This window comes from Streptosporangium sp. NBC_01469 (assembly GCF_036227305.1).
In the GTDB taxonomy this organism is placed as follows: Bacteria; Actinomycetota; Actinomycetes; order Streptosporangiales; family Streptosporangiaceae; genus Streptosporangium.
In genome coordinates this window covers 3,381,984-3,400,525 of record NZ_CP109465.1, presented here as the reverse complement: position 1 = coordinate 3,400,525, position 18,542 = coordinate 3,381,984, and the positions used below count along the sequence as shown (strand labels likewise).

The 18,542-nt window shown below is 71.7% G+C and carries 13 protein-coding genes; 10 read left to right on the top strand and 3 right to left on the bottom strand.

Annotated features, from left to right (window positions below):
* Nucleotides 1-13: 13 nt before the first annotated feature.
* The 4 genes from OG587_RS15405 to OG587_RS15390 all read left to right on the top strand — a co-directional run bounded on the left by OG587_RS15405 (nucleotide 14) and on the right by OG587_RS15390 (nucleotide 8,859).
* Complete coding sequence (locus OG587_RS15405) at nucleotides 14-2,149, top strand: SPFH domain-containing protein (RefSeq protein WP_329090849.1); 2,136 nt, start codon at nucleotides 14-16, stop codon at nucleotides 2,147-2,149.
* Nucleotides 2,146-7,326: a DNA repair ATPase gene (locus OG587_RS15400; protein WP_329090847.1), complete on the top strand. Its 5,181-nt coding sequence runs from the start codon at nucleotides 2,146-2,148 to the stop codon at nucleotides 7,324-7,326. The genes OG587_RS15405 and OG587_RS15400 overlap by 4 nt, the downstream gene beginning before the upstream one ends.
* Before the next feature lie 130 nt (nucleotides 7,327-7,456).
* Complete coding sequence (locus OG587_RS15395; protein ID WP_329090845.1) at nucleotides 7,457-7,819, top strand: DUF488 domain-containing protein; 363 nt, start codon at nucleotides 7,457-7,459, stop codon at nucleotides 7,817-7,819.
* Nucleotides 7,820-8,028: 209 nt separating this feature from the next.
* Nucleotides 8,029-8,859, top strand: a complete 831-nt coding sequence (locus OG587_RS15390; protein WP_329090843.1) for a phosphoribosylaminoimidazolesuccinocarboxamide synthase — start codon at nucleotides 8,029-8,031, stop codon at nucleotides 8,857-8,859.
* A gap of 262 nt (nucleotides 8,860-9,121) precedes the next feature.
* Here the strand turns inward: OG587_RS15390 and OG587_RS15385 are convergent, their stop codons facing one another.
* Nucleotides 9,122-9,925: a PP2C family protein-serine/threonine phosphatase gene (locus OG587_RS15385; RefSeq protein ID WP_329090841.1), complete on the bottom strand. Its 804-nt coding sequence runs from the start codon at nucleotides 9,923-9,925 to the stop codon at nucleotides 9,122-9,124.
* Between the two features lie 84 nt (nucleotides 9,926-10,009).
* Here OG587_RS15385 and OG587_RS15380 point away from each other — a divergent pair, with 84 nt between their 5' ends.
* Nucleotides 10,010-11,977: an HsdM family class I SAM-dependent methyltransferase gene (locus OG587_RS15380; RefSeq protein ID WP_329090840.1), complete on the top strand. Its 1,968-nt coding sequence runs from the start codon at nucleotides 10,010-10,012 to the stop codon at nucleotides 11,975-11,977.
* Between the two features lie 25 nt (nucleotides 11,978-12,002).
* The gene (locus OG587_RS15375) at nucleotides 12,003-12,896 is read left to right on the top strand and encodes a serine/threonine-protein kinase (protein ID WP_329090838.1); all 894 of its coding nucleotides are present in this window, start codon (nucleotides 12,003-12,005) and stop codon (nucleotides 12,894-12,896) included.
* A 102-nt stretch (nucleotides 12,897-12,998) separates the two neighbouring features.
* On the opposite strand, the gene OG587_RS15370 is transcribed toward OG587_RS15375, so the two are convergent.
* A complete protein-coding gene (locus tag OG587_RS15370) occupies nucleotides 12,999-13,721 on the bottom strand; it encodes a PadR family transcriptional regulator (protein ID WP_329090836.1) in 723 nt (240 codons plus the stop codon).
* Nucleotides 13,722-13,806: 85 nt separating this feature from the next.
* On the opposite strand from OG587_RS15370, the gene OG587_RS15365 reads away from it, so the two are divergent.
* Nucleotides 13,807-15,132 carry a carotenoid oxygenase family protein gene (locus OG587_RS15365; RefSeq protein WP_329090834.1) on the top strand — a complete coding sequence of 442 codons (1,326 nt, stop codon included), beginning with the start codon at nucleotides 13,807-13,809 and terminating at the stop codon, nucleotides 15,130-15,132.
* Nucleotides 15,133-15,225: 93 nt separating this feature from the next.
* Here the strand turns inward: OG587_RS15365 and OG587_RS15360 are convergent, their stop codons facing one another.
* A complete protein-coding gene (locus tag OG587_RS15360) occupies nucleotides 15,226-15,834 on the bottom strand; it encodes a class I SAM-dependent methyltransferase (protein WP_329090833.1) in 609 nt (202 codons plus the stop codon).
* A 133-nt stretch (nucleotides 15,835-15,967) separates the two neighbouring features.
* Between OG587_RS15360 and OG587_RS15355 the strand changes: the two genes are divergently transcribed.
* The 3 genes from OG587_RS15355 to OG587_RS15345 all read left to right on the top strand — a co-directional run bounded on the left by OG587_RS15355 (nucleotide 15,968) and on the right by OG587_RS15345 (nucleotide 18,288).
* A complete protein-coding gene (locus tag OG587_RS15355) occupies nucleotides 15,968-17,245 on the top strand; it encodes a sensor histidine kinase (RefSeq protein WP_329090831.1) in 1,278 nt (425 codons plus the stop codon).
* The gene (locus OG587_RS15350; protein ID WP_329090829.1) at nucleotides 17,218-17,877 is read left to right on the top strand and encodes a response regulator transcription factor; all 660 of its coding nucleotides are present in this window, start codon (nucleotides 17,218-17,220) and stop codon (nucleotides 17,875-17,877) included. The genes OG587_RS15355 and OG587_RS15350 overlap by 28 nt, the downstream gene beginning before the upstream one ends.
* 102 nt (nucleotides 17,878-17,979) lie before the next feature.
* Nucleotides 17,980-18,288 carry a hypothetical protein gene (locus tag OG587_RS15345; protein WP_329090826.1) on the top strand — a complete coding sequence of 103 codons (309 nt, stop codon included), beginning with the start codon at nucleotides 17,980-17,982 and terminating at the stop codon, nucleotides 18,286-18,288.
* Nucleotides 18,289-18,542 lie beyond the last annotated feature (254 nt).

Sequence of the window (18,542 nt, the reverse complement as noted above, 5' to 3'; positions counted from 1 at the left end):
CCGAGGGGCCACATTGGACGTCATCTCCACCGGGCTCGGCATCCTCCTCGCCGTCGTCCTCCTCGTCGTCATCGCCCTGCTCTTCATGATCAGCAGGCTCTTCCACAAGGTGGAACAGGGCAAGGCCCTGATCATCTCGAAGATCAACAAGGTCGACGTCACCTTCACCGGGGCCGTCGTGCTGCCCGTCTTCAACAAGGCCGAGCTGATGGACATCTCGGTGAAGACCATCGAGATCGCGCGTACCGGCCGCGAGGGCCTGATCTGCCGCGACAACATCCGCGCCGACATCCGCATCACCTTCTTCGTCCGCGTCAACAAGACCGTCGAGGACGTGGTGAAGGTCGCCCAGGCCATCGGCACCGCGCGCGCGAGCGACCAGGAGACGCTGCAGGAGCTGTTCAACGCCAAGTTCTCCGAGGCGCTCAAGACGGTCGGCAAGCAGCTCGACTTCGTGGACCTCTACACCCAGCGCGACCAGTTCCGCGACCAGATCATCCAGGTCATCGGCACCGACCTCAACGGCTACAGCCTTGAGGACGCGGCCATCGACTACCTGGAGCAGACCGCACTGCACTCCCTGGACAAGAACAACATCCTCGACGCGCAGGGCATCAGGAAGATCACCGAGCTGACCGCCATCGAGCACGTACGGACCAACGAGTTCCGGCGGCGCGAGGAGAAGGAGATCACCCGCCAGGACGTGGACGCGCGGGAGGCCATCCTGGAACTGGAGCGCCGCCAGGCCGACGCGGAGACCAAGCAGAAGCGCGAGGTCGAGACCATGCGTGCCCGCGAGGAGGCGGAGACCGCCAAGGTCCAGGCCGAGGAGCGGCTCAAGGCGCACGCCGCGCACCTGCGTACCGACGAGCAGCTCGGCGTCCAGCAGGAGAACCAGGCTCGCGAGATCGCGGTGGCGGCGAAGAACCGCGAGCGGGTCCTCGCCATCGAGACCGAGCGCATCGAGAAGGACCGCCTGCTCGAGGTGATCGCCCGCGAGCGCGAGACCGAGCTGTCGCGCATCTCCAAGGACAAGGAACTGGAGGGCGAGAAGCGCTCCATCGCCGAGGTGATCCGCGAGCGGATCGTGGTGGAGAAGACGGTCGCCGAGCAGGAGGAGAGCATCAAGCGCCTGCGCGTGGTCGAGGAGGCCGAGCGGAACCGCCAGGCCGTGATCATCCATGCCGAGGCCGAGGCCCAGGAGAGCCTGGTCAAGGACATCAAGGCGGCCGAGGCCTCCGAGGCCGCGGCCAAGCACCGGGCGCGCGAGGCGCTGGTGCTGGCCGAGTCCCGGCAGCAGGCGGCCGAGCTCGACGCCCGCGCCCAGATCCGTCTCGCCGAGGGCGTCCAGGCCGAGATGGCCGCCGTCGGCCTGGCCGAGGTGCAGGTACGCGAGCGGGACGCCGCGGCGATCGAGAAGGTCGGTCGCGCCGAGGCCACCGTCGAGCGGGAGAAGGCACTGGCGGTCGCCGAGGGCGAGCAGGCCAGGGCCCACGCCGTGGCCACCGCGGTCCGCGAGAAGCTCAAGGCCGAGGCGGAGGGCGAGCAGGCCATGGCGCTGGCCGCCGCCGCGACGGTCGGCGAGAAGCTCAAGGCCGAGGCCGAGGGCCTCACCGAGAAGGCCGCGGCGATGGCCGCGCTCACCGACGCGACCCGCTCCCACGAGGAGTACCGCCTGCGGCTGGAGGCCGAGAAGGAGATCCGCCTCGCCGGGGTGAACGCCCAGCTCAAGATCGCCGAGGCGCAGGCCTCCGTGGTGTCGGCCGGACTGTCCAAGGCCAAGATCGACATCGTCGGCGGCGACACGGTGTTCTTCGACCGGCTGATGAGCTCGATCACCATGGGCAAGGCCGTGGACGGCTTCGTGGAGCACTCCGACGTCGCCCGTACGCTGGCCGGCCCCTACCTGGACGGCTCGGCGAGCCTCCCCGCCGACCTGGGCAGGGCCATCGGCTCGATCGACACCGCCGACGTGCGGAACCTCTCGTTGTCCGCACTGCTGGTGAAAATGATCAAGGAAGGCGGCCCCGACGCGGACAGGCTGCGCGGCCTGCTGGGCGAGGCCCAGGCGGCCAGTACGACCGAGGTCCCCGTCGCCGCGCTCGGCACCGCCGGCGCCGGCAACGCCGCCGGTTCCGTCAAGCAGTGACGTCCTCCACGGCGGAGGCCGTCACCGGCGCCCCCGGCGAGGGGGCGGAACTGGACGCGGGCACCTACGAGGTGCTCCGCGCCCGGCTGGCCGAGCAGTCCGCCGAGCTGGCCCGGCAGTCCGACGCGCTCAACGCCGAGCGCCTGGCGGTGTTCGGCGGGGCCGAGCTGCGCCTGCTCGGCACCGAGCGGATACGCACCGAGAACAACTGCGTGCCGCGCGACATCGTGTCGGTCGGCGGGCTCATGCTCTTCGGCTACAACGTGTTCATCGGGATGAAGCCGGAGACGACCGTCGAGGACGTCTTCTCCGTGCACACGTTCGTACGGGACGGCGGGGACGGCGGGGACGGCGGGGACGGCGGGGACACTGCGGGAGACGGGAAGGGGAACACGAACGCGTTCCGGTTCGACCCCGCGCCGATGCTCCGTGACCCGCGCTTCGAGCGGGACTTCGCCGAGCTCTACCGGTACTACCGGGAGACCCGGCTGCTCCAGCTCCGCCGCGTCGAGGACAGGATGCTGGCCGTCTTCCAGACCGGCCCGCAGGACACGCGCGTGCTGCGCTGGCAGGTCGGGGCGGACGGCGCGCTCTCGTACCTCGACGACCGGGGGGAGCGCGACCACACGTTCCCGCCCTCGCACGACTTCGAGTGGATCCCGGCCACCCGCGACGACCACGTGCCCGGCCGCCACCCGCACATCTCGATCGAGGGCGAGGTGTTCGTCGAGACCGTCGGCGGCGACCTCACCATCAAGATCGAGAACAACACCGAGACCGGGGAGGGTGTCTACCGCGAGCCCGTCGCGGAGCCGCTGCAGAGCCTCGCCGACGCGGAGGTGCACCACGCCAGGATCGGCCCGCTGATCCTGCTGCGGGTGCGGCCGTACAAGGAGCCCGAGTGGCGGCACCTGGTGTTCAACACCCGGACCAAGGGCGTGGTCCGCCTCGACGGCATCGGGCAGGCCTGCCGGCGCCTGCCCGAGGACCAGGGGATCATCTTCCCCGGCGGCTACCACCTGTCCACCGGGGTCGGCAAGACGTTCGACACCGACGTGTCCGAGCTGGAGTTCGAGCGGGTCATCCGCTCCCCCAACGGCGAGGACGTGCTGTACGTCTTCCACGCCCGCGCCGAGGGGCGGTCGCTGCTGCTGCCGTACAACGTGATCCGCAAGCGGGTGGAGACACCGCTGTCCTGCCACGGGTACTCGCTGTTCGACGACGGCACGCTGGTCGTCTTCAGGGCCACCTCCGACGAGCCCACCCGCGTCCACCCCATGCAGGTCTGGCAGACCGCGTACCAGTCGGACGTCTACGCCGCCGGGCGCCCGGTCGGCACCGGGCCGCTGGAGCGGATCGGCAACGCGGAGCTCGTGCGGGGCATCTCCGACTGCCTGTCGGTGGCACGGATGGTCGAGGAGATGGCGCCGTCGATCCCGGTCTTCGAGGCGCTGATCGCCTCGTGCGCCCGGATCTTCGACCACTACCACTGGCTGGGCGAGCACCGGCTGCGCGGCCCGCTCGCCGACGTGCGGGCCACCGCCGAGCAGGTGCTGGACGAGTTCGAGAAGGTCCAGTCGCTCACCCGGCAGGCCGCCGAGGCGCTGGAGGCCGCCGCCGCCGAGGTCACCGCGCTCGTACGGCACACGCGCGGCGAGACGCCCGGGTCCGCGCAGGGCTGGATAGACCGGCTGTCGGAGCTGCGGCGGTCGCAGGGGCACCTGGTGACCCTGCGTGAGCTGCGCCACGTCGACACCGCCAGGATCGACGCGCTCGACGCGGAGCTCACGGCCGAGCTGGGCGGCACCGCGCGGCGGGCGGCGGAATTCCTGCGGGGCGACGACGCCTTCGCCGGGTACCACGCGGAGGTCGAGCGGCTGGTCTCCGACGCGGGCGCCATCGCGACCGTGGCCGGGGCCGGGCCGATCGGCGAGCGGCTGGAGCGGCAGGCACGAGGCCTGGAGATCGTGGTCGAGGTGGTCGGCACACTCGACATCGCCGACGCCACCGTGCGGACCGCCATCCTGGAACGGATCGGCGAGGTGCTCGGCGGGGTCAACCGCGCCCGCGCCACGCTGGACGCCCGGCGCGGGGAGTTGCTGGCCGGTGAGGGGCGGGCGGCCTTCGCCGCCGAGTACGCCCTGCTGGGGCAGGCGATCACCGGGGCGCTGGCGATGTCCGACACCCCCGAGCGCTGCGACGAGCAGCTGGGCCGCCTGATGCTCCAGCTGGAGAACCTGGAGTCGCGCTTCGCCGAGTTCGACGACTTCCTGGGGCAGCTGACCTCCAAGCGGGAGGACGTCTACGAGGCGTTCTCCTCGCGCCGCCAGGCACTGCTCGACGAGCGGGCCCGCCGCGCCGACCGGCTGGCCGACTCCGCCACGCGCGTCCTGTCGAGCGTACGGCGCCGGGTGGCCGGGCTGACGTCGCTGGACGAGGTCAACACCTACTTCGGGTCCGACCCGATGGTGCTCAAGCTGAAGGGCGTGGCCGGGGAGCTGCGCGCGCTGGGCGACCAGGTGCGCGCGGAGGAGCTCGAAGGCCGGATCAAGTCCGCCCGCCAGGAGGCGGGCCGCGCCCTGCGCGACCGGCTCGACCTCTACACCGACGGCGGGGAGACCATCCGGCTCGGCCGCCACCTGTTCGCGGTCAACACCCAGGCGGCCGACCTCACCCTGGTGCCCCACGGGGACCGGATGGCGTTCGCCGTCACCGGGACCGACTACCGTTCCCCGGTGCGCGACGCGGCCTTCGAGGACACCCGGCCGTTCTGGAACCAGCTGACGGTCTCGGAGTCGCCGGAGGTCTACCGGGGCGAGCACCTGGCCGCCTCGATCCTGGCCGCCGCCGAGGCGGGAGCCCCGGGCACAGGCTCGCTGGAGGCGCTGCACGAGGCGGCGGGGAGCGGCGGGGAGCTGCTGGAGATCGTCCGCCGGGTGGCGGAGACCCGGTACGACGAAGGCTACGAGCGGGGCGTGCACGACCACGACGCCACCGCGATCCTCCAGGCCGCGCTCCGCCTGCGCGCGGGCGCGGGCCTGCTCCGCTACCCGCCCGCCGCGAGGGCCGCCGCCCAGCTCTTCTGGGCCTTCGGCACCGACGAGGCCACCCGTGCGGCGTGGACCACCCGGGCGACGTCGCTCGCGCGGGCACGGACCCTGTTCGGCGGGGTGGAGGCGGTGAAGGAGACCCGCGCCGCCCTCGGCTCCGCGATCGCGTCCTTCAGCCGGGATCTCCACGGCGGTACGGGAGACACGAGAGACACAGACGTCTTCGAGCTGGCCGGGGAGTATCTCTTCGAGGAGCTGCCGGGCAGGCCGTTCGGGTTCGTGACGAGCGCGGGGGCGCGGTCGCTGCTCGACCGGTTCGACCGGGCGCTGGGACCCGCGCGCGGGGAGTTCGAGAACGATCTGCGGGCGCTCGGCGACGACCTCGCCGCACGCCACCGCCTGGCCGAGGCGTGGCTCTCCGCCTTCGACGCCTCGGCTCCGCGCTCCAGCCCGGGCTCGGGGTCGGGCTCGGGTCCGGGTTCCGGCCTGGGTTCGGGCTCGGGCGCTGTCCCGGGCTCGGGCTCCGGTCCGGCTTCCGGCCTGGGGTCGAGTCCGGGTGCGAGGTCCGGCCTGGGGTCGGGGTCCGGCTCGGAACCGGGGGCCGCGGGCGTGGGACGGGCTTCGGGGGCCGGATCGGCGGAGCTGGTGGAGGCGGTGGCCGTACTGCTGTGCGAGGTGCCGCGGCACGACTCCTCGGCGGCGCTGACCACCGTGGTCGAGGGGCTGCTCGGCGCGCACCCCCGGATCTCCGGGCGCGCGATGGAACTGCGCCTGGACGAGTTCCTCGCCAGGACCCGGCACTTCCGCGACCACCGCGTCCCCGCGTACCGCGCCTACCAGAGGCGGCGCAACGAGCTGGTCGCGGCCGAGCGCGAGCGGCTGAGGCTGGAGGAGTTCCAGCCGAAGGTGATGACCGCCTTCGTCCGCAACCAGCTGCTCGACGAGGTCTACCTGCCGCTGATCGGCGACAACCTGGCCAAGCAGCTCGGCGCGGCCGGGGACGCCAAGCGGACCGACCAGATGGGCATGCTGCTGCTCATCTCCCCGCCGGGCTACGGCAAGACCACCCTCATGGAGTACGTGGCCAACCGGCTCGGGCTGATCTTCGTCAAGGTCAACGGTCCGGCCCTGGGCCACCTGGTGACCTCGGTGGACCCGGCGCAGGCGCCCGACGCGACGGCACGGCAGGAGATCGAGAAGATCTCCTTCGCGCTGGAGATGGGCAACAACGTCCTGCTGTACCTGGACGACATCCAGCACACCTCCCCCGAGCTGCTGCAGAAGTTCATCTCCCTGTGCGACGGCCAGCGCCGGATGGAGGGCGTCTGGGAGGGGAGGACCCGCACCTACGACCTGCGGGGCAAGCGCTTCGCGGTCTGCATGGCGGGCAACCCGTACACCGAGTCGGGCGGGCGCTTCCGCATCCCCGACATGCTCGCCAACCGCGCCGACGTGTGGAACCTCGGCGACGTGCTGTCGGGGCGGGACGAGCTGTTCGCGCTGAGCTACATCGACAACGCGCTGACCTCCAACCCGGTCCTGTCGCCGCTCTCCACCCGCGACCGGGGCGACATCCGCCTCCTGGTACGGCTGGCGCGCGGCGACTCGGGGGTCCGGGCCGACCAGCTCTCCCACCCGTACTCCTCGGTGGAGCTGGAGCAGGTCCTCGCGGTGCTGCGCAAGCTGCTGCGGGTCCAGCGGGTGGTGCTGGCCAACAACCGGGCGTACATCGCCTCGGCCGCCCGGTCGGACGCGTCGCGGACCGAGCCGCCGTTCCAGCTCCAGGGCTCGTACCGGAACATGAACAAGCTCGCGGCCCGGGTCGTCCCGGTGATGAACGACGCCGAGCTGGAGGCCGTGATCGACGACCACTACCTCGGCGAGGCCCAGACCCTCACCTCGGGGGCGGAGGCCAACCTGCTCAAACTGGCCGAGCTGCGCGGCACCCTGACCCCCGTACAGGCCGCGCGGTGGGCCGAGGTGAAGACCGCCTACCTGCGCTCCCAGGCCCTCGGCGGCGCCGAGGACGACCCGATGACCCGCGCGGTCGGCGCGGTCGGCCTGCTGGCCGACCGGGTGAGCACCGCCATCGAACACGCCGCCGACCGGCTGTCCCCCGGATCATGAGACCCGGGCCGGGCCGCCGAGATCCGGGAGATCGGCGGCCCGGCCCCGTCCGCCGACCTCGGCCCGCCGGCCGGCGGCTTTCACCACCACCCGGGACTGTCATCGCCGGTTATCCGGGAATGGTCACAGCATGGCTACCAAACCAGAAGTGCGGGTGCGCCGGGTCTACGAGGAGCCGACGCCCCAGGACGGTGCCCGGGTGCTGGTCGACCGGATCTGGCCGCGCGGGCTGTCCAAGGAAAAGGCGGACCTGGAGGAGTGGTGCAAGGCGGTGGCACCCTCGACCGAGCTGCGCACGTGGTACGGCCACGATCCGGCCCGGTTCGAGGAGTTCGGCCGTCGGTACCGGGCCGAACTCAAGGATCCCGAGCGGGCCGCCGCGCTGGAGCACCTGCGGGAGATGGCGAGGAGTCGGACGGTGACGCTCCTGACCGCGACCAGGCAGGCCGACATCAGCGAGGCCGTGATCCTCGCCGACCTGCTGCGGAGTTGAGAGCGGTGTCCCGGCCGGGCCCGGCACGAAACCGGAGGCGGGGCCGGTCGTCCTGCGGCACGGGCACGGATCACCCGGTGATGAAGGCGAGGCCGATCGTCCGGTAGGGCGGGCGCGGGTCATCGCGAGGTGTCGAATACGGTGAGCAGGTGTTGGTCAGCGACCGGTGGCCCGCGAAGGGCCCAGGTCGAGCGAGAGCAAGGAACGCAGTGAAGCTTCTTCATTCCGGGAAAGTCCGCGACGTCTACGAGGATCGCGGGGACATAATCCTCGTGGCGTCCGACCGGGTCTCGGTGTACGACGTGATCCTGCCCACCCCGATCCCCGACAAGGGGAAGATCCTCACGCGGCTGTCGCTGTGGTGGTTCGAGCAGCTCACCGACATCGTGCCCAACCACGTGATCTCGGCGACCGACGTGCCCGCCGAGTTCGAGGGGCGGGCGGTGCGGTGCCGGAGGCTGGACATGGTGCAGGTCGAGTGCATCGCGCGCGGCTACCTGACCGGCGGCGGACTGAAGGAGTATCAGGCGCACGGGTCGGTGTCGGGTGTGCCGATGCCGCCCGGACTGGTCGACGGTTCCAGGCTTCCCGAGCCCGTCTTCACCCCGAGCACCAAGGCGTCGCTCGGGCAGCACGACGAGCCCATCTCCTTCGAGGACGTCGTCGCCTCGGAGGGTGCGGAGGCCGCCGAGGAGTTCAGGCGGATCACGTTGGAGGTCTACCGGCGCGGCTCCGAGCTCGCCGCGGAGCGGGGCGTCATCATCGCCGACACCAAGATCGAGCTGGGCCGGGCCGCCGACGGCACGCTCGTGCTCGGCGACGAGGTGCTGACCTCCGACTCCTCCCGCTTCTGGCCCGCCGACCGGTGGGAGCCCGGCCACGCGCAGTTCTCCTTCGACAAGCAGTACGTGCGCGACTGGGCGACCGGCACGGGCTGGGACCGGAGGGAGCCCTCCCCGGAGGTGCCCGCCGAGGTCGTGAAGGTCACCCGGGAGCGCTACATCGAGGCGTACGAGCGCATCACCGGCAAGACCTGGTGAGTTCCGGAGAGGTACGGCCTCCCGCCGATACCGGCTGAGGCGGGCTGGTATCGCGGCGGCCCCGTATCGGCTGTGTCTGGTTGTGTCGGCGTTTCGGCGTTTCGGCGTTTCGGCGTTCGGCGTTCGGCGTTCGGCGTTTCGGCTCCGGGCCGGCTGTGGACCGGCACGGGATCGTGCGGGCGCCGGCTCTCGCCGCGCCCGTGAGGCCGAAGGATCGGCGCCCGCGGGGCCGAGGAGTCCCCGGGGGGCCGGGGCCCGCGGGTCAGAGGGAGAGTTTCCGCTCGACCGCGGCGCCCACGATGGTCGGGCCCGGCTGGGCCGCGTCGGTGGGCGCCCCGAAGTCGGCCACGATGCAGGTGATGTTGTCGGGGCCACCACCCCGGTTGGCCAGGTCGATGAGCCAGCGGGCGGCCTCGTCGGGGTCGGAGATCTCCGTCAGCGTGTTGAACAGGGTCTCGGGACCGACCACGGCGGTCAGGCCGTCGGAGCAGAGCAGGTAGCGGTCCTCGGGGTAGGCCTCGCGCAGCGACAGGTCCAGCTCGCCGTCGCCGGTGCCCTCGAGGACCCGCAGCACCATCGACCGGCGCGGGTGCTCGGCGGCCTGTTCCGGGGTGATCCGCCCCTCGTCCACCAGCGACTGGACCAGGGTGTGGTCGTGGGTGATCTGGTAGAGGGCGCCGTCGCGCAGCATGTAGGCCCGGGAGTCTCCCACGTGGGCCAGGGCGAAGGTGGCGCCGTCCCAGAGCATGGCGGTCAACGTGGTGCCCATGCCGCGGAGCGTGGGATCCTGCTCGCTCATGTCGCGCAACGTGTGGTTCACGTCCCTGGCGGCACCCTTGAGCGCGGCGAGCAGGTCGACACCGTCGGCGGGCAGGGTGTCGTCCAGCTTCGCCATGGCTGTGACGGCAAGTGAGCTGGCGACCTCTCCACCCGCATGACCACCCATGCCGTCGGCTATGGCAAGCAGGCGCGCGCTCGCGTAACCCGAATCCTCGTTCGCCTCACGGCGGACACCCACGTCGGAGCGGGCCGCGTAGCGCAGTGCAAGTGGTTGGTTCAGTGCCATGAGGGCAGTAAATCATTGGTTGAAGCACTTCACAAGCAAAGTCGTTGTAGACCGTTGCGGCACAGTCAACTACTGTGGCCCACCATGGAGGAGAGCCAGGAGATCACCGTGAACGCGGGCGACATCGCCAGGCTCGCCGGGGTCGGCAGGGCTGCGGTGAGCAACTGGCGCCGCCGCCACGAGGACTTTCCCCAGCCGGTGGGCGGCACCACCTCCAGCCCGCTGTTCTCCCTGCCCGAGATCGCCGTGTGGCTGCGCGCGAACGGCAAGTCGTTCGAGGTCTCGCTCGGCGACCTGGTCTGGCAGCGGATGCGCACCTCGGTCGACGACCTCAGGCTGGGCGGACTGGTGGCCAAGGTCGGCGCGTTCCTGCTGTTCCTGCGCCGCGAGCCCACCGCCTGGCGTGATCATGGTACGAAGTCTCTCACCCGCGTGGCCGAGGTGACGACGGATCTCCCCGGCTCCGCCGATCTCCGCCTGGACGACCTGGCCCTCGTCCGGCTGGTCGCGGAACTGGCCGCCGAACGCGGCCCGCTGGAGGTCTTCGAGTTCCTGTTCGAGCGCTACGTCGAGGCCCACTCCCGCCAGCTCCCGGTCACCAGGGACGACGTGGCCGCCCTCATGGTCCGGCTGGCGGCCGAGGACGGGGGCGTCGTCCTCGACCCCGCGTGCGGCGTCGGGACGCTGCTGCTGGGCGCGGACTCCTGGGCCGGGCAGCGGGGAGGCGCGGCGACGGGCCCGGAGGCGGGTCCCCAGGCGGGCCGGAGAACCGTCCTGATGGGGCAGGAGATCAACGAGACGAACGCGCTGCTCACCGCCGTACGGGTGCTGCTGCGCGGAGCCGAGGCGCGGATCGTCGCCGGCGACTCCCTGCGCGAGGACCACCTGGCCGGTGAGCCCGCCGACGCCGTGGTCTGCGATCCGCCGTTCAACGAGCGGGTCTGGGGACACGAGGAGCTCGCCGGTGACCCGCGCTGGGAGTACGGGCTGCCGCCGCGCGGGGAGTCGGAGCTGGCCTGGGTGCAGCACTGCCTGGCCCGCGTGCGGCCGGGCGGCCTGGTGGCGATCCTGATGCCCACCGCCGCCGCCAGCCGCCGTCCCGGCAAGCGGATCCGCGGCAACCTGCTCCGGGCGGGGGCGCTGCGGGCCGTGGTGACGCTGGCGCCCGGTGGCCCCGACCTGTGGATGCTCCGCAGGCCCGACGGCGGGCGTCCCCCGTCCCAGCTGCTGGTGGTGGACGCCGGCGAGGACCTGTCGATCGTGGAGCCCGCCTGGCGCGCGTACGCGGAGAACCCCGAGGCCGAGCTGTCCGGCGAGAGCCGGACGGTGCGGATCATCGACCTGCTCGACGACGAGGTCGACCTCGCCCCGTCCAGGCACCGCCCGCAGCACGGCGGCCTCGACTTCCTGCGCGACTTCACCGACGCCCTGGCCAGGTTCAAGGAGACCTCGGCCCTGCTGTCGGACGCCACCCCCGCCCTCCAGTTGCTCGCCGAGCGGCAGGACCTGCCGACCACCACGGTCGGCGAACTGGCCAAGGCCGGACTGATCACGATCCTGCAGGCGCCGTCGAGGATGTCCGCCGACGAGGGCCCGCTCCCGGTGCTGACCGCCGACGACACCGCGGCGGGCACGCCGCCCTCGGGCCGCACCACCCTCGACCCGGCCCTGGTCATGATCAGGCCGGGCGACGTGGTGACCACCGTGCTGGGCGCGGTCAGGGTGATCACCCAGAGTGGCGCGGCGCTCGGCCCGCAGCTCACGCTCTACCGGGTCGACCCGCAGCGGCTCGACTCCGGGTTCCTCGCCGGTTTCCTGCGCTCGGCCGACGCGGCCAGGATCCATCCCAGCTCCAGCCGCCTCGACGTGCGACGGGCGCGGGTGCCCATGCTGCCGCTGTCCGACCAGCGGCTGTACGGTACGGCCTTCCGTGAGCTGTTCGAGCTGGAGGACAGACTGCGCGAAACGCGGACTCTGGGGGAAACGCTGATCCGGCTAGGCTTTGACGGACTGGTCGACGGTCATCTCCGGCCGTGCGACCAAGGGGCTTGATGCCCGCAGGTCCATGGGAGGGTCGATGGTCATCGGCGACCGATACGTGCTCGACGACCTCCCTCTCGGCCAGGGGGGCATGGGGGCCGTCTACGGCGGCCACGACAAGCATCTCGACCGCAGGGTGGCCGTCAAGTTCCTGAAGTTCCTCACCGGCCCCGACGAGGAGCTGAAGCGGCGTTTCCTGCGCGAGGCCCGCATCCTGGCCAGGCTGGAGCACCCCGGCGCTCCGGTCCTGTACGACTTCGGCACCTTCGACCAGCGGCTGTTCCAGGTGATGCAGTTCATCGAGGGCGTCACCGTGGCCGACGTGGTCAGCGAACACGGCCCGCTCCCGGTGCCCTGGGCCGCGGCGATCGCCGCCCAGGCCTGCGCGGTGCTGACGGCCGCCCACGCGCTGTCCATCTACCATCGCGACCTGAAGCCGACCAACCTGATGCTCTGCCCCGACGGGAGCGTGAAGGTCCTCGACTTCGGCCTGGCCGTGCTGCGCGAGTCCGGCTCGACCCAGTTCACCCGGGTGGGCCAGATCCTCGGCACCCCGTCGTACATGGCCCCCGAGCAGATCCAGCGCGGCCTGTCCGGCCCCCGCAGCGACCTCTACGCCCTCGGGTGCGTGATCCACGAGATGCTGACGGGCCGCCAGCTGTTCACCGGCCCCACCGAGTACGCCGTGTTCGAGCGCCAGGTGAAGGAACGCCCGGCGGAGGTGCCCGGGGTGCCGGACGAGCTGAACCGTCTGGTCGCCGAACTGCTCGAGAAGGACCCCGACAACCGTCCCTCGGGCGCCGACGTCCTCTACGAGCGGCTGCAGCCCTTCGCGGTGGACCTGCCGATGCTTCCCGGCTTCCTGCACCCGTCGTCGGTGCCGAGCCCGGGGCGGATGTACGCGCGGATGGTCGGCCGGGTTCTGGGCTGACGGATTCGCGGCGCCTGTGGCGCCGTCGGGCGTCACCGGGCATCTCCGGATGGGGTTGGGTATTGCCGCGCGGCCCCTCGGCCGGACCCCCGTCGCGGGTTCCTAGCGGTCGGCGGTCGCCCTGCCGGCCTCCGGCGTCTCACGGCCGAGGTCCGGATGCTCGGCGTCCGCGGTGTGCCCGCCCTGCTCGTCCTGCTCGTCTTGTGCGCTCTGTCCGTCCTGTCCGTCCTGTCCGTCCTGGGCGTCCTGGGCGTCCTGGGCGTCCTGGGCGTCCTGGGTTGTCCGCGTGTCCCGGGTGGCCGCGGCGGCGGCGAAGGTCTCGATCTCGCGGGCGGCCCACTCGGCCCACTCCTGCTGCATGACGCTGGCGCGCAGACCCCACTCCAGGGCGAGCCGCCCGTAGATGGAGATCTGTTCGGGGCCCTCGGTCAGCGGGCGGATCTCGCTGAGCCGCTCGTGCTGCTCGGCCGCGATGGCGCCCTGCCGGGCCAGGTAGGCACCGGCCTGGGCGGGATCGACCGTACCCAGGAAGAAGACCCGGAGCAGCATGTCGCTGCGGCGGACCTGCTCGGGCTCGACCTCGGTCAGCCAGTGGCGCAGCTCGGCCAGGCCCGGCTCCGTCAGCGCGTACTCCTTGCGACCTCGCGGCCCCTCGGCGACGACCTCGATCAGCCCGGCGGCGGCGAGGCGGCCGAGCTCACCGTAGAGCTGGCTCTGGGTGGCGGCCCAGACGTTGTCGAGGGAGATCTCGAACAGCTTCATCAGGTCGTAGCCACTCGCCGGACCTTCGTAGAGCAGACCCAGGAGCGCGTGTCGGAGGCTCATGACGGCATCCTACATTCCGCTATTGACATGTCACTTATGGAAGTTCTACCTTTGACATGTCACTAGTGGAATATCAGGAGGAGCCATGACCCCGTCCTACCTTCAGGGCGACCTCGCGCCCGTTCCCGACGAGACCGACGCCCACGACCTCTCGGTCGACGGGGTTCTCCCCACCGAGCTGACCGGGCGTTACTTCCGCAACGGTCCCAACCCGCTGCCGGGTCAGAACCCGGGGCACTGGTTCGCCGGTCACGGCATGCTCCACGGCGTCCGCCTGCGCGACGGCCGCGCCGAGTGGTACCGCAACCGGTGGACGCGGACCACCTCGTTCACCGACGACGCCCCGTTCCTCACCGACTCCGGCGAGCGCGACCTGGCCGCCGTCACCGCCAACACCAGCGTGATCCGGCACTCCGAACGGATCCTCGCGCTGGTCGAGAGCGGCCTGCCGTACGAGATCGGCCCCGAGCTGGACACGATCGGCTCCTGCGACTTCGGCGGCAGGCTCACCACGGCCATGACCGCCCACCCCAAGGAGGACCCGCGCACCGGGGAGCTGCTGTTCTTCGGCTACGGCTTCGCCCCTCCGTACCTCACCTACCACCGCCTGTCGGCCGGCGGCGAGCTGGTCGAGAGCCGGCAGGTCGAGGTCCCCGGGCCGACCATGATGCACGACTTCGCGATCACCGAGAACCACGTGGTCTGGCTGGACCTGCCGGTGCTCTTCGACATGGAGGTGGCCATGGAGCGTCGCGGCCTCCCCTACCGCTGGGACGACGCCTACGGCGCCCGGCTCGGCGTCATGGGCCGGGCCGACGGGCGGGTGCGCTGGTTCGATGTGGACCCCTGTTACGTCTTCCACGTCGGCAACGCCCACGAGGACGCCTCGGGCCGGGTGGTCCTCGACGCGATCCGCTACACGCCGCAGAGCTTCCGGAACGTGTGGGAAAGGATCAGCGGCGGCACGGGCGGGGCTCCCGGCCCCTCCGCCTCGGGAAACCTCCGGCTGGGGGCGAGCCTGCACCGGTGGACGCTCGATCCGGAGAGCGGCCTCGCGAAGGACGAGCGCCTCGACGACCGCGCGACCGAGTTCCCCACGGTCAACCCGACACGAACCGGGCTCCCCAGCCGCTACCTGTACACCGTGGCCCACAACACGATCGTCAAGTACGACACGGACACCGGCGCGAGCGACGTCAGGGAGACCGGCGGCGCGACGGGCGAGGCCGTGTTCGTCCCCGCGGGAAACGCGCGTGCCGAGGACGACGGCTGGCTGATGTCAATCGTCACGGCGGGGGGCGACTCGTCGCTGTGGGTGCTGGACGCCGGCACGCTGGAGTCCGTGGCGACGGTACGGCTGCCGCGCCGGGTGCCCGCGGGCTTCCACGGCTCCTGGTTCGCCGACACTTGACCCCGCGGGGACAGGGACCCCGGCCGGGTGGGACCGGCTCCACCGGACGAGTCCGACGGGTTCGCGCGGTTCGCGGAACCAGGCAGGCCGGGACTAGCGGACTATCGGCCTGCGGCACACGTACGCCACCCCGGGAGGCAGGTTCCGCCAGACGGGCCCGGTGGTCAGCACCTCGTCGAAGGCCGCCCGCAGCCGCAGGCGCAGGGCCCTGGCCCCGGCGAGCGGCAGGGCGGACAGGTAGGTGACGGTCGTGAACGCCCCGGACGGCGCGAGCGCCCGGCCGACGCCCGCCAGGATCCGTTCCTGCTGCTCGCCGGGGAACAGCGACCAGGGCAGCGTGCTGACGACCGCGTCCACCCGGTCGACCCCGGCGCCGGCCAGGAGCGCGCCGAGGTCGGCGGCGTCGCCCTCGATCGTCTCCATCCAGGGTTTCGTCCGGCGCAGGTGCGCGGCCATGCCGGGGTCGATCTCCACCGCCAGCTGGCGGGATCCCGGGGCCAGCCGCGCCCGGATGGCCTCGCTGATCGGGCCGGTGCCGGCCCCCAGTTCCACGACCACCGACGGGCCAAGCGCGGGGACCACCGCGCTGAGCGCCCTGCCCAGCGCCGGGGAACTCGGGGCGATCGCGCCCACCACGCGCTGCCTGCGCACCGCGGCCGTCAGGAATGTCCGCAGGTCCGCGGGTGCCGCCGTCTTGTTCATGGCTCCCATCAGACCGCCAAGGGGGCACGGCCCGCAGGGCGCCGGAGCCTAGTCTTCCGGGTATACCTGGCCATACCTCCGAAGTAGGTCAGGCCCGGTGGAGGCACACCCGCACGGGCCGTACTGTCGGTTGATGCGATCGCGGGCGGCCTGGCAGGCACTCACCCGACGGAACCTGCTCGCCACGTGGTGGCCGTGGCGCTCGGTGGCGTACCTGCTGACGAGCGTCCTCGTCGGCGCGGTCACGCTCGTGGTGGTCCTGGTCTGCCTGGCCGTCGGCGCGGTGCTGACGCTGGTGGTGGTGGGCATCCCGTTCATGGTGGCGCTGGGGTTCAGCGGGATACCGGTCGCCGCGCTGGAGCGCCGCCGCCTGCGGATCATCGACTCGGAGCCGGTGGAGTCGCCCCACCACGAGCCCGACCGGCCGGGTCTGCGCGCGTGGGTGCGGTTGCGTTTCGGCGAGCAGGCCACCTGGCGGGAGCTGGCCTACACCGGCCTGCTGGTCACCGTGCTCTGGCCGATGGAGCTGATCGCCCTGGTGTACGGGATCGCCGGACCGGTGCTGGCCATGTGCGCGCCCCTCGTCCTGCGGGAGGCCGGTGAGGCGAGGCTGCTCAAGTTCTGGCTGATCGACAGCTACCCCGAGGCGTTCCTCGTGACGCTGCTCGGGGCCGTCCTGCTCGTGCTGTTCACGTACCCGCTGACGGCGCTCGCGGTGCTGCACGGGCTGGTGGCCCGCGCGCTGCTCGGCCCCCGGCAGAGCGACGAGGCCAGGCGGGTCGTCGAGCTCACCCGGTCCAGGTCCCGGCTGGTCTCGGCCTTCGAGGCCGAACGCCGCAGGATCGAGCGGGACCTGCACGACGGCGCCCAGCAGCGGCTGGTCTCGCTGACCATGACGCTCGGCCTCGCCAAGCTCACCCGGGGGGACGAGACGGCCGAGCTCGTCGGCAGGGCGCACGAGCAGGCGAAGCTCGCGCTGGCCGAGATCCGCGACCTGATCAGGGGAATCCACCCGCAGATCCTCACCGACCGGGGACTGCCCGCCGCCGTCGCCGACGTCGCCGATCGCTCCCCCGTGCCCGTGGAGGTCACCGTGACGCTGCCCGCGCGGCTGCCCGAGGTGGTGGAGGCCACCGCGTACTTCGTGGTGTGCGAGGCGCTGGCGAACGTGGCCCGGCACAGCGGGGCCCGGCGGGCCACGGTCACCGGACGGATGGACGGCGCCCGCCTCGTCGTGGAGATCGGCGACGACGGCGTGGGCGGCGCCGCCGCGGCGGAGGGGAGCGGGCTCGCCGGGCTGGCGGACCGCGTCTCGGTCGTCGACGGCAGACTCGTACTTTCCAGCCCGGCCGGTGGGCCGACCCTGCTACGCGTGGAGATCCCGTGCACTCCGATCGTTCCCTCAAGGTAGTCCTCGCCGAGGACGGCGTGCTGCTCCGCGCGGGGCTGGCCGAGCTGCTCGCCCGGTTCGGGCACCGGGTGGCGGCCACGGCCGGTGACGCCGTGGGGCTCGTGGAGGCGGTGCGCGAGCACGCCCCCGACATCGTCGTGACCGACGTGCGGATGCCGCCCGGCTTCACCGACGAGGGCCTCAGGGCCGCGGTCGCGCTCCGCGCGGCGGACCCGCGCCTGCCCGTGCTGGTGCTGAGCCAGTACGTCGAGCAGACCTACGCGGCCGAGCTGCTGGACTCCGGTGACGGCACCGGGGTCGGCTACCTGCTCAAGGACCGGGTCGGCGACGTGGAGGAGTTCGTCGACGCGCTGTGCGACGTGGCCGACGGCGGGACGATCGTGGACCCCGAGGTGGTCAGGCAACTGCTGCGCCGCCGCCGCGATCCGCTGGAGCGGCTGTCCCCCCGCGAGCGGGAGGTGCTGGCCCTGATGGCCGAGGGCCGATCCAACGCGGCGATCGCCAGGGCCCTGGTGGTGTCGGAGGCCGCGGTCGGCAAGCACATCGGCAACATCCTCACCAAACTCGACCTGCCACCGGCCGAGAACGACCATCGCCGGGTGCTGGCGGTGGTGACATACCTGCGGGGCTGAACGATCTTCACCGATCAGCTATGCATGGCCACGAATCGTGACATGCATATAAGCATATCAAAAAGCCGTATATCCCCATAACGGTTATGTATGCTCTCGATCATGAAGAAAATGATCTTCGCGGCCGCGGCATCCGTAGCCGCCGCCGCCTTCGTCTCACTCACCCCCGCCGCCGCACTCGCCGAGCCCTGGCCGGGCTCGTGCAGCAGCGGGTTCGGATGGCAGACCGACTACACATGGGCGCAGTGCAACTCGGGTGGCGGCCAAGTACGGGCCATCGCCAAGTGCTCCAGCGGACTTTCCACGAAGACCGTCTACGGCCCGTGGGTGGGAATCGGCAAGCAGTCGAGTGCCCATTGTCCGGTCGACTACCGCAAGGCCGTGGACCACAACTTCGGCATCAGGCAGTAACCCCGCCCGTGGCCCTGTGAAAGTCACACGTGGCCATCAGCGGCGACACGCGCCTTGACCGTTGACTGACCCGCAGCTGACGGACAAGGTTCGATCGCCCGGCACTTCCCTTCCGGCGATGATCGCGACACCAAGCTCCGGAGGTGCGATCGGCCTCGGGATCCGCGTCTTCGCGACGGCGAAGCCCGCGCCGAGGCCGGTCGTCGCCCGGAAACAGTCCCGCCACGGTGTGTCCCCGGCCGTCTCGACCGGCC